General features: G+C 44.2%; 11 protein-coding genes. 9 read left to right on the forward strand and 2 right to left on the reverse strand.

The features are described 5' to 3' along the window. Positions 1 to 89: 89 nt before the first annotated feature. From AB6D58_RS15785 to AB6D58_RS15825, 9 genes are all read left to right on the forward strand, one after another. On the forward strand, positions 90 to 1,601 hold the full coding sequence (locus AB6D58_RS15785; protein ID WP_017059588.1) for a sigma-54 dependent transcriptional regulator: 1,512 nt from the start codon (positions 90 to 92) through the stop codon (positions 1,599 to 1,601). Then, positions 1,582 to 2,688, forward strand: coding sequence for a glycosyltransferase family 4 protein (locus AB6D58_RS15790; RefSeq protein WP_136982667.1), 1,107 nt, complete (start codon positions 1,582 to 1,584; stop codon positions 2,686 to 2,688). The genes AB6D58_RS15785 and AB6D58_RS15790 overlap by 20 nt, the downstream gene beginning before the upstream one ends. 252 nt (positions 2,689 to 2,940) lie before the next feature. Further along, entirely contained in the window at positions 2,941 to 4,317 is a 1,377-nt protein-coding gene (locus AB6D58_RS15795) for an O-antigen ligase family protein (protein ID WP_136982666.1), read from the forward strand. A 92-nt stretch (positions 4,318 to 4,409) separates the two neighbouring features. Beyond that, positions 4,410 to 5,195, forward strand: a complete 786-nt coding sequence (locus AB6D58_RS15800) for a DapH/DapD/GlmU-related protein (RefSeq protein ID WP_136982665.1) — start codon at positions 4,410 to 4,412, stop codon at positions 5,193 to 5,195. Further along, on the forward strand, positions 5,188 to 6,306 hold the full coding sequence (locus AB6D58_RS15805; RefSeq protein ID WP_136978473.1) for a glycosyltransferase: 1,119 nt from the start codon (positions 5,188 to 5,190) through the stop codon (positions 6,304 to 6,306). Before AB6D58_RS15800 ends, AB6D58_RS15805 begins: the two co-directional genes overlap by 8 nt. After that, entirely contained in the window at positions 6,303 to 7,727 is a 1,425-nt protein-coding gene (locus tag AB6D58_RS15810) for a Wzz/FepE/Etk N-terminal domain-containing protein (RefSeq protein ID WP_136982664.1), read from the forward strand. The genes AB6D58_RS15805 and AB6D58_RS15810 overlap by 4 nt, the downstream gene beginning before the upstream one ends. Before the next feature lie 368 nt (positions 7,728 to 8,095). After that, positions 8,096 to 9,196, forward strand: coding sequence for a glycosyltransferase (locus AB6D58_RS15815; protein WP_136982663.1), 1,101 nt, complete (start codon positions 8,096 to 8,098; stop codon positions 9,194 to 9,196). Beyond that, positions 9,193 to 10,380, forward strand: coding sequence for a glycosyltransferase family 2 protein (locus AB6D58_RS15820; protein ID WP_136982662.1), 1,188 nt, complete (start codon positions 9,193 to 9,195; stop codon positions 10,378 to 10,380). The genes AB6D58_RS15815 and AB6D58_RS15820 overlap by 4 nt, the downstream gene beginning before the upstream one ends. A 9-nt stretch (positions 10,381 to 10,389) precedes the next feature. Beyond that, positions 10,390 to 11,049, forward strand: a complete 660-nt coding sequence (locus AB6D58_RS15825) for a sugar transferase (protein WP_017063903.1) — start codon at positions 10,390 to 10,392, stop codon at positions 11,047 to 11,049. Between the two features lie 253 nt (positions 11,050 to 11,302). Here the strand turns inward: AB6D58_RS15825 and AB6D58_RS15830 are convergent, their stop codons facing one another. After that, complete coding sequence (locus AB6D58_RS15830) at positions 11,303 to 11,818, reverse strand: GNAT family N-acetyltransferase (protein WP_136982661.1); 516 nt, start codon at positions 11,816 to 11,818, stop codon at positions 11,303 to 11,305. Positions 11,819 to 11,896: 78 nt separating this feature from the next. After that, entirely contained in the window at positions 11,897 to 12,178 is a 282-nt protein-coding gene (locus tag AB6D58_RS15835; protein WP_017059577.1) for a hypothetical protein, read from the reverse strand. Positions 12,179 to 12,453: the final 275 nt, after the last annotated feature.

The raw sequence follows: 12,453 nt of genomic DNA on the forward strand, positions 1-12,453 counted from the left end.
GTAGATAACAAATACACAAGACTCGTATTGATGGTTGCATATCACTATGTTATTGATTGGTTAGGATAAAGTTTCAAAAGGAATACACAATGCGCCCTAAGGTATTGTTAGTTGAAGACTCCACCTCACTCGCCGTACTCTACAAGCAGTACGTAAAAGACGAGCCCTATGATATTTTCCACGTCGAAACCGGCGCGGAAGCTAAGACCTTCATTGAAAGGCACTCTCCACAGCTTGTGATTCTCGACCTTAAGCTTCCTGACATGCCAGGCGAAGAAGTCTTAGATTGGATTACTGCTAACGAAATACCGACCGCTGTCATCATCGCGACAGCGCATGGTTCAGTAAACATCGCGGTAGACCTTATCCAACGCGGTGCAGAAGACTTCTTAGAGAAACCCATTCAAGCCGATCGACTCAAGACCTCTGTTAGCTTGCATCTAAAAAGAGCGAAACTCGAAAACCTCGTCGATAACATGCAAAGCAAATTCGATCGTGATCGTTTTCATAATTTCATTGGCTCTTGCCTACCCATGCAGGCGGTTTACAAGATCATTGATTCGGTAGCACCAACCACTGCCAGCGTGTTTATTAACGGCGAAAGTGGTACAGGTAAAGAAGTGTGTGCGGAAGCGATTCACCAAGAGAGTCAGCGTAATGGTAAACCCTTCGTGGCCATTAACTGCGGCGCTATCCCTCGAGACCTAATGGAGAGTGAAATCTTCGGTCACGTTAAAGGTGCGTTTACCGGTGCGACAACCGACCGTAAAGGTGCAGCAATGCAAGCGCATGGCGGTACCCTATTTCTCGATGAGCTTTGTGAAATGGAACTGGAGATGCAGAAGAAGCTCCTCAGATTTTTGCAAACTGGTACGTTTACTCCACTCGGTGGCAACCGCGAGATTAAAGTGGATGTCAGAATTATCTGTGCGACCAACCGCGATCCACTGGTTGAAGTAGAAGAAGGACGTTTTAGAGAAGACCTTTACTATCGTGTTCACGTTGTGCCTATCGAAATGCCACCGCTTCGTGAACGAGGAAGTGACATTGTCACCCTATCTAATCACTTCTTGAAACTGTACGCGAAGCAAGACAAGAAGAAGTTCAAATCAATAGACAAAGAAACGCAGAATCTACTTAAACGTTATGCGTGGCCAGGCAATGTGCGTCAGTTGCAAAACATCATCCGTAACATCGTGGTGTTGAACAATGAAACGAGCGTGACTAAAGACATGTTACCGCCTCCGATTAATAAAGTAGATGCCGCTCCATCATCTAAATCAGTGACACCAATTCGAGTAACTGCGCCTCAACCTGCAGTTGTTGAAGCACCAGAAGCTAAGTTGCCACCGATTACTCCGGAAGAGTTGGAACAATCGTCAGTTGCTCAAGCTCACAATGAGCCGATGACGCCTGCATTTACCACAAGCGAAGGTGCTATTCGTCCAATGTGGCAAATAGAACGTGAAGCCATTCAACATGCCATCAATCATTGCGATGGGAATGTGTTAAACGCTGCTGTGCTGTTAGAACTTAGCCCTTCTACTGTTTATCGTAAGAAACAGGCTTGGGAATCGGAAGATGAGTACAATCAAGCCTAACCAAGGTATACTCGACATAAACCTTCATGAGATTTGGCTGTTGATCGACAGCCAAACTTTTGGAGGCATAGAAACGCATGTTTTAGAATTAGCACAAGGCCTGATATCGGAAAGCGCTCAGTATTCAGAGGCTGTTCGTATCGTTCTTTTGACTAAGTTTAATCCTGAAGCGATCATCGTTGAAAAGTTGAATGCGCTGAACATCCCTTTTAGTTACCTCTCCGATTTAGCCTCATGTTCTGTAGATTCAAATGGCAATAGCGCGACACAGCTGAAACGTGCAGTTCAACATTATCAACCAAGGCTTATCCATGCTCATGGTTACAAAGCCAGTTTGGTCAGCAAGTTAATCAAGCTTCCGCCTCGTTTCAACAACACAAAGCAAATCACCACTTATCACGCAGGTGAAACCCCAACAGGCAAAGTATGGCTTTATGATTGGCTCGACCGTTACAGCAGTTTTCTTTCTGATCAGTCGCTCGTGGTCAGTGAAAAGATTAAAGCGAAAGTGCCGAGTCAAACCCATCAATTGAATAACTTTGTTAAAATGCCAACCGGGTTAACAAGCTCCCCTTCATCAAGCCCATTCCATGTTGGTTTTGTGGGGCGATTGAGCCATGAAAAAGCGCCTGATCGATTTGTTGCATTAGCCAAACAGTTTCCTGATGTTCGGTTTGAGCTTTTTGGTGACGGGCCAGAAATGGACATCTTAGTTAAATCGCAGCCTGATAATGTGACCTTTCATGGGCATCAGACCAATATGGACGACGTCTGGAGCCAAATCGATCTGTTAATCATCCCTTCTCGCTTTGAAGGCTTACCTATGGCGGCATTAGAAGCCATGATTCGTGGCATTCCCGTTCTCGCCACCTCAGTTGGTAACTTGCCTCAACTCATCGAGCATCAAGTTAACGGCTACCTTGCAAATTCAGAAGCTGAGCTAGAACAGTTTTTATCTTTGTGGATGTCATTGACGAACGAGCAACGTAACTCTCTCAAGAGTCACGCGATAGAAACCGTGAAAAACCAATACTCTCCACAAGCCGTTATCCCGCAGTTGTTGGAAATCTATCAACTCGACCGTTAATTCTAGCCTTAGTCGATAACTGGTTATTTGGGCTTGATGATTTAAGTACTTTAGTCAGTTTTATACTGATTCTCAAAATGACAAAACTCACCTCAAGGCTACGCCCTCACTTAATAATCCAACATTAAATCAGTAAGTTAAATAAAATGCATAACTGGCACTCACTTTGCAATCTTTAACATCAGGCGTAACTACGTCTTACAAAGATTACGAGCCGAGTCCTAAAGAGTTTATTTGCCAATAGAGGTCACAATGGTCAACCCTGAAGCCAATAGATTGCCAGTCATCATCACGATCAGCACCTTGTGTGTTGGGCTTGGTGTTGTTTGGTACTTTGTGCCTCACCCTGCTGTCATTGTGGCGCTCGCTCTTGTGCCATTGGCCGGGTTATTCGTGTTAAACAAAACATTCTGGTTAGTTCTATTGTTCGTTGTCTTTTCATTTTTCCGAATTCACGAAGCTATACCTCAGCTCTATTCGCTAAAAATACCGTTGATGCTTTCATTAGGCGCTCTGTCGGCTCTTCTATGGCATGCATTAATCAGTAAAGAACTTAAAATCTTCTGGCACCCTTGTTTAAATTGGCTCGCCATATTTTGGGTATTGGTTTTCATTGGTATTATCTTCGCGTCCAACAGGCCCATAGCACTGGCAGAATTCAAGGGCGTTTATTGGAAAATTATAGTGATGACGCTTGCGATTACTTGGCTAGTAAACACCACGGAAAATCTCGCAAAAACCGCGATGACGATTATCTACGCTGGCGCTTTAGTCAGCTCTATTGCCGTGTACAACTCAGTAAATGGTATTGGGCTTGTCGAGGGCTCACGCGTGACTATTGGCCGCGATTTTGGCTCTATGTTAGGTGACCCGAACGACCTAGCACTGGTACTGATGTTCCCACTCGCCTTTACAATAAGCCAAGCCACCACGACTGGCATCTCACGATCCAAACGTTTAATCAGTGCCTTAGTTTGTCTGTTACTGCTCGCCGCCATTATTGCCACTCAAAGCCGTGGCGGATTACTGGGTTGTATTGCGGTGATTGGTATTTTTGCGTGGAAGCTAGTGCGCTCTAAAGTTCTCTTAATCTCAGTGGGAACTGTCGCGGCCGTGGTGCTCTATTTAGTTGCTGGTATCTCAGACAGATCTTCTGGTGGTGCCGCTGAACAAGGTATCGATGAATCTGCAATGGGTCGAATCTATGCTTGGGAAGCAGCAATAAAGATGGCAGTTGAGAATCCACTGACCGGCGTAGGGTTGAACAACTTCTTCTCGAACTACTTCTTTTACAGTTCGCATTGGGACGGACTGAATCACGCCGTTCACAGTACCTGGTTTGGTGTGTTGGCAGAAACAGGCTTTATTGGTCTGATCATTTTTGTCTGCCTTATCGTTGCTTTGATCAAAACCTCTCGCTCTACGCTAACGAGGTTAAAAAACTCGGCCACAGAAATCGCCCCCGAACTCAATGCGGTCGCCTATGCGATCTATGCAGGTCTGATTGGAACAATCGTGTCGGGTACATTTTTGACTCAAGGCTTCAACTGGCCGATTTATATCCTCGCAGCACTCACAGTTTGCGTCTCAAATGTATCTCAAACTGCCTGTCAAAATGAGAAAACCTAAAAGACACATTTTAACCTATTGAAAATATTATATTTATTAGATGGCACAATATATGAAAGTACTTCTATATAACAAAAAAGAGGATTTTCATTATGACGTCAGTATCTATACATCAATTCAAACATTGGCTTAAGTTTCATCCTAATTCTCGAATTAGAAATGTGTTTTTCATTTTGAAAAACATCAGAAGCGCAGAGCTACCTACCCCTAAACTATTTAATCGCTGGCTATATCAAGCGCACAAGCTAGTGGTGAATCTGGTTTCTGGCTTTACGCGATTCTTCTACTGGACTCCGGCTTTCAAAGGTCGTGTGGCTCAATGTGGCAAACGCCTGTATTTGTATGGTGGACTGCCTTTCGTCAGCGGTCCGGTGCAAATTACGATTGGCGACAACTGCCGTATCTCTGGCCACACGACATTCTCTGGTTGTACTCAACAACTTGAAGGCTTGGAACACCCACTATTGTCGATTGGCAATAACGTCGACATTGGTTGGCAGTCGACTATCGCTGTTGGAGGTAAAGTGGTTATCTCTGACAACGTACGAATCGCAGGCGGCGCTTTTCTATTTGGATACTCTGGACACCCGCTTGATGCAAAACGCCGAGCGCTAGGTGAAGGTGACGACCCTCAGCAAATCGGTGACATCATTCTTGAACCCGATGTTTGGTTAGGCACGAATGTGACGGTTAAAGGTGGCGTAACCATCGGCGAAGGTGCCGTAATAGCCGCAGGCAGCGTAGTAACAAAGAACATCCCGGCTTTTGCAATCGCAGGCGGTAACCCAGCTCGAGTTGTCGGTCACATCAAACCCGTTGAAGTGACAGAATCCGATATGTTCGATTCGTTAGAGACTCATGGAGGTGACCATGCGTGATTTAATCGTATTTGGTGAAGACTTTGGTGGCCTACCTTCATCGACTCAACATTTAGTTCGTCACCTTGCTAAGCAACACAAAGTCTTATGGGTCAACTCTATTGGCTTAAGACAACCGAAGCTGTCCGCTAAAGATGCCAGCCGAGCGTTCAACAAGTTGTTTGGTAAAACCAAAGCCGTTACTCAAAACATGCTCGACTCTGAGGGACACGACAACATTACTATCGTTAACTTAAAGACAATCCCTGCGCCTGCTTCTAAATTTTCTAGAAAGTTGGCTCAGCAAATGATGTTGCACCAACTAAAACCGATTATTGCGGAGCTTAATCTGAACGCGCCTATCCTATGGACTTCTCTTCCGACCGCTGTTGATTTGTGCGGACACTTAGGCGAGTCATCTGTGGTCTATTACTGCGGTGATGATTTTAGCGCGCTGGCTGGTGTTGATCATGACACCGTTGCACAGCACGAATCAGAGCTAATCGAAAAATCAACGCTTATATTCGCGGCTAGCAAAAAATTGATGGGTAAATTTCCAAAGCATAAAGCGCACTTGCTACCACATGGTGTCGACGTAGACCTATTTTCAACACCCGCACCAAGAGCAAAAGATTTACCAAGCAACCACCGCCCTATTGCTGGTTTTTATGGCAGCCTTTCTAAGTGGCTTGATTATGAAATGATTGATCATGTTGCGAATGCGATGCCGGAATGGGACTTTGTTTTCATAGGTCCAAACGAGCTTGATACGCTCATGCTGCCTAAGTTGAGTAACGTACATTACCTTGGCCCTCGTCCACACCACACGCTACCAAGCTATTCTCAACACTGGGATGTTAGCTTGTTGCCGTTTGTTGATAACGAGCAGATCCGAGCGTGTAGCCCACTCAAACTAATGGAATACCTTGCGGCGGGCACACCCATTATCACAACACCGTTCCCTGCTTTGGTTCCATATCAAGGGCACGTAACCACGGTTGGCAGTGCCAACCAAATGATTTGGGCGCTTGATCATGCACGCGAGCTAAGCAACTCACCTATCTCTGTCGTCGAACAAGAGAGCTGGCAGAACCGTGGTAACTTCGTACATTGGATGTTGGAGCTATTATGAATAATCTGAAATTGCGGTTATTAGTCATCATCAATGCGATGTGGCGCCAACGCTACGTTATCGTTCTGCCAATGCTTATTTTGCCCTTTGTAGGCTTTGGTGTGAGCAAGTTGGCTCCAACTAAATATGACGCGCATACCAGTATGTTGATTCAAGAAACGGCCAAGATGAATCCATTCTTGGAAGACATTGCCGTTTCGACGATGCTCAAAGATCGACTTAACGCATTGAGAACACTGCTTCACAGTCGACATGTGCTTTACTCGGTCGCTGATGAACTGCAATTAACCACGCAAGATATGCCTGAAATTGAGAAACAAGAGATCATTACTGACCTGTCTCAACGTCTAACGGTGACTCAGCTTGGAAAAGATTTTCTAAAGATAAGTCTAACGTCGAACACACCAAATGGAATGGAAGCGACGCTGCGCTCGGTAAGTGAACATTTCATTGAACAGTTACTTGCACCGGAACGTTCATCGATTGAAGATTCAAGTAACTTCTTGAAAATCCATATCGACAAACGTAGCGCAGAGCTTGCAGAAGCAGAAGAAGCGCTAGCTGCATACATGAATGAGAATGTTCATTCGACGCCTGAGGTACAGAGCCAAAGTTTGAATCGCTTAGCTTCACTCAAACAAACATTGGCAGAAAAAGAGGCCGAGTTATCGGGTGTCGAAAAAAGTTTAGGGTCAATCGACCAACAACTTTCAAGAACCAACCCTGTGATCGGTAAATTAGAAGACCAGATCATCGACATTCGTAGCGACCTTACCTTGTTACAAGCTAAATACACGGACAAGCACAGTGCTGTGCAAGCTAAAGTGCGTGAGCTAGACAGACTAGAGAATGAACGTAAGAGTTTGCTCGAAGTAACCCAGCCAACGATGAACAGCGACCAGCTTTGGGACATCGCAAGTAGTACGACACTGAACAAACTTTCTGATACCCAACCTCTTCTGGTCACTCAATTACACAGCCTACAGCTGGTTCGTGCTCGCTTTGAGTCTTTAACTGAAGAGACCAAAAGCCTTCGAACTATGATTTTCGAATTAGAACACAAGGCCAATAACTTCGGCGAAAATGCAAAAGAGATGTACCGCCTTAAACGTCAAGTTGAAATCAAACGTCAACTATATGATGAACTGACAGAGCGTTATGAAATGGCTCAACTAACGGGTTCGCTTGGTGTATTCGAGCAAAACAAACGTGTGAAGATTATCGATTTGCCTTTCACACCGAGTGTCAAATCTAACATGCCGACTTTTGTTTTTATTCTGGCTGGATTCGTTGCAGGTATCGGTTTGGGTATTGGTTTAGCGGTATTGTTTGAACTGTTTGATTCTTCAATCAAACGCAAAGACGAAATCGAAGATATCTTGGGTGTCCCTGTGATAACGGTGATCCCTAAAATGAGCTAGTCAGCCTCAAAGCCATTTTTGACTTGCTAGATTCACAGCTTTCTAGTTTCCAAGCTTCGTGCATCCTAGATGCAAAACGCCAACACTCGGTTGGCGTTTTGTTTATTTAGAACCCCAAGTTCTAATGCTACTTTCGATTTACCCAAGCCCTATGATTCAAACTGCCATTCAATTGTATTTTGTTTTGATTCCCATTTTGAGAAATGAAAACTGCCCTAGAATTAAATAATCTAAACAACTGAAAAATAACGGTTATTTAATTGGCACAACTCCTGCAATCTCCTTGTGTAGTTAAACGTTTTAAAGAAGTTACTTCAAGAGAAACGTCAGAAAGGCGAAACAACAATTACAAAGGCAGGGTCCAAACTATGAATACGCATTTAACGAAGCATGGCAAAAAGATCATACACGTTGTTCAGCACCTTGCACCGGGTGGATTAGAAACCCTAACTCTGGATTTGCTCCGCCTTGCTAAACCAACAGACCAAGTGTTGATTGTCAGTTTAGAGGGTACTAAACAAGAGTCTATAAACAACTGGCCGAAGCTAGAGCCATACAAAAAGCAAATCGTCTTTTTGGATAAAGCACCAGGCGTACAATTCAATATCATTATTAAGCTAATTAAAGCCTTCAACGCGATTCGCCCTGATGTGGTTCATACCCATCATATTGGCCCACTGTTATACGCTGGTTATGCCGCTCGCGTAACCGGGGTTCCAACTCGAATCCATACCGAACATGACGCTTGGCATCTGAACAACAACAAACGTCGTCGATTACAAGCGCTTGCTTTAAAAGCTGCTCAACCAACGTTAGTTGCCGACGCGACACGTGTTTATAACCAACTACGCACTGCTTTTTCTTATGAGAACATCATTACCATCAAAAATGGCGTTGATTGTGAGAAGTTTAAGCCAATGTCGAAAGAACACGCGAGAGCAAAACTAAACCTGCCGACAGACAAACACATCATCGGTTGTGCAGGTCGACTAGAACATGTCAAAGGCCAAGACCAACTTATTAAAGCACTGACTCTTTTACCTGCAAACATGGTTGTCGCATTGGCTGGCGTGGGTACTAAACGCAATCAACTAGAGCAACTTACTAGACGCTTGAATCTGAGTGACCGAGTGATCTTTCTTGGCCTAGTTGAAGACATGACCACGTTTTACGGAGCGTTGGATACCTTCTGTCTACCTTCACGCCACGAAGGGCTGCCGCTTTCTACACTTGAAGCTCAAGCATGCAATATTCCAACCGTCGCAATGGACGTTGGTGCCGTCGATGAAACCTTGTGCCCTATCAGCGGAACACTCGTTAAAAAAGGCAGTATCACGGGATTAGCCAATGCCTTGTTAGAGAATCAAAATGAACGCTTTTTATCACCTCGACACTATGTTCTTAAGAACTTCGACATCATCAAAATGGTTTCGTCTTACAACGACATCTCAGAAGGAGCTTACGCATGATTGATTGGTTGCTTGCGGGACTTTGTTTGTTTTCAGGTGCGTTGATTGTCTATCATCACGCAGCCTACCCTTTGTTACTGCGTTGGTATGCGAAAAGCCACCCCGCACGCAAAGTTGAAGAGAGTCATCGTTGCTACAAAGAGGAACAGCAAGATTGTACGTTGCCGACCATCACCGTTCTTGTTCCTGCATTTAACGAAGAACAGTGGATCGCAGACAAGATTCGTAACCTTGCTTCACTCGATTACCCAAAAAAGAAGTTGGAAGTCATTATCGCTTGCGATGGTTGCACTGATAACACAGTCGCCATTGCACAAATGACCATACAAGAAGCGATGTGCAGTGATGTCTATTTTGAGATACATGACCATCAAGTAAACCGAGGTAAAGTCGCGGTTGTTAATGAAGAAGTGACACGTATAACCAGTGATATCACGGCGATGAGTGATGTTTCTGCCCTTATTTCATTGGATGCTTTGCTTATAGCTGCCGCTCATTTTGAAAGTGACAAGGTTGGAGTGGTAAACGCAACGTATCAACTTTGTCCAACAGGCCATGAAGGCGAAAACACGTATTGGCAGTACCAAACCGCGGTTAAAGAGTCTGAGGCTTCGTTAGGTTCTAGCTTGGGTTCTCATGGCGCTTTCTACTTGTTTAGAACACACCTGTTTGAACTGCTTCCACTCAACACTATTAATGATGATTTCATCTTACCGATGCAAATCGTTAAACAAGGTTACATCGCCGAATACGAAACCCAAATGGTTGCATTAGAGCTAGAAGAATCGAACCTAGAAACAGACTTCAAAAGAAGACTTCGTATTTCAGCGGGCAACATGCAACAAGCGATTCGATTATTTGCCTTGTTCAGCCCGAAGTTTAAAGGCATCGCGTTTGCGTTCTTTTCAGGAAAAGGACTTCGCCTACTCACTCCATATTTAATGATTGTGTGCTTAGTGTGCTCAATCTTACTTAGCAACTACTTGGTATTTGAAGCGCTGTTATGGGCTCAAGTTGCCGTTTATACCATTGGCGTCCTTGGCTGCATCTTGCCAAAGCGTCTAGTAAACAAACCTATTTCATTAATCTCTTATTTGATAGTTGGACACTACGCCAACTTCATTGGTGGCATTCGTTACCTAATCGGACTAGAAAACTCACCTTGGACACGAGCAAATCATTAAGGACTTATTATGATGAACATCGAACAGCTATCTACCCAAAACCTATACCAATACAAAATCTCACGTGCTAAACGTACTTTCGATTTTGTAAGCTCACTGATTGCTTTGATTTTGCTAGCGCCCGTATTTCCGTTGATTGCGATGGCGATTGCACTCACTTCTCGTGGCCCTATTTTCTACCGTCAATTGCGCGTTGGTAAATCGACACCGGAGAAAATGGAAATCTTTGAGATCATGAAATTCCGTAGCATGTACGAGGATGCAGAAACTCGCTCTGGTGCAGTTTGGGCTACCGCGAATGACCCACGAATCACGCCTGTTGGCCGCTTTTTGAGAAAGACACGTCTTGATGAACTGCCACAACTGATCAATGTACTGAAAGGTGAAATGTCTCTAATTGGCCCGCGCCCTGAACGCCCTACTTTTTACACCAAACTAGAGAACGAAATTCCTTACTTTGCCGACCGCACATACGGTGTAATGCCTGGTATTACAGGGCTTGCACAAGTAAATCAAGGTTACGACACCTGTATTGATGATGTACGTCGTAAAGTAGGTTTTGACCACAGTTATGCACTAAGCCTATGTTCGGTTAAGTCTTGGATTGCCGCTGATCTCAGCATCATCTCTAAAACAATCATCGTAATGGTAGATGGTCGAGGTCGCTAAACCAGTATGGTCTAATGTGGATACAAAGCCTGTTTTCTATAAAGCCTTAGGGGGCGATTGGAAAGTCGCTAATGAAACACATAGTGCCGAATTAGCCCACGTTAACTAGACTCGCTGCTCTCGGTTCTCAGTTGAATGGTGTAATAAGGTTTCTTCCCTATCAATTGACGTAAACATTGGCAATGAATGTATAACGCAGATGTGGCTTGAGTTAGGGATTAGAAATTAAGAGCTGAGAGCTCAGAGTTAAGAATTAAGAGTTAAGACGAGAAAGCTTATATTCATAGAAAACCACGGCACTTTCGTCAGAGGCTTGCTCAACAAAACCTAGCTTATTAAGTAAGTGTGTAGAGGCTATGTTTGAACGGTCGACACCGCCAATCAGTGTGAACCATGACTCGGTTTTTGCGACTTCTGTGATGAAACTCTGCAATAACTCACTCGCGAAACCCTTGCCCCAGCATTCTTCTGCAAGCAAGTAGCCAATATGAGCATCACTTTCGTCTTCTACATAAGCGAACAGAAAACCAATTAATTGATTATCGTTGGATTTCACTTGAAGTAAGCGGCTCTCCGACAACATTCGGTCGAGCCAAATTTCAGCCAGCTCACCTGACACAATACCGTGAAAGTATGGTGGAAGGTTTTCAACGACTGACGGGATTAGAATGCCAGGTACTCGCTCAAGCAGAGCCGAACGTTCAGGAACAGTAAGTTCACCTGCGACTTCTTCTACTTTTAGTCTTTGAGTTTCAAACGAGATCGCCATGTGTCCTGCCCAATTTGATAAAAATGTGGATTATACACCTGAGTTCTCGTGTTGGCTTCGTTTCCAGGCTAAAGCAAACTAAAGAACAGCCACGCCTTCAACTTCAATCACTGAGTTAACATTTGCTCGCTCGATTATCTTGAGTAACGTCGTTTGAACTAATTCATTATCTCGGATTTCGGTTTCACAAGAAAAACGCTCTTCTTGAACACCATCGCCCTCACCCAGCATAAATTGAACCGCGACTTCCGTTGCGAGATCTTTGGTCGTCCCGTAATACGCTAACGTGATTTTTGGGTATCCGTGGTCGCCTTTTTTAACCTGCTTTGCGATACGTTTTTTGGCTTTATCTAAATTCATACAACTTCCTTTTAAGTTTGAAATACAAGGTGACTAGAACACCTTTTTAAACGGTAAGCAATACAATCAGCGTTGGTTATAGAGATTCCCTAGCCTCTTGATACTAATCAAGATGGTACAGTCTTAGCACTTTAAAGAGTGATAGCTAGAACACAGAAAACCTGTTTAAGAAATATAATGACAACATATAAGAACTACGCGCCAAGAAGCGGTAGATGTTTGATCTGCTCCAGTTAGACTGGACACCGCATTAAGCGACATATTGTTTTTCAAAG

The organism is Vibrio sp. 10N.239.312.D08, assembly GCF_041466145.1.
Classification (GTDB): Bacteria; Pseudomonadota; Gammaproteobacteria; order Enterobacterales; family Vibrionaceae; genus Vibrio; species Vibrio crassostreae_C.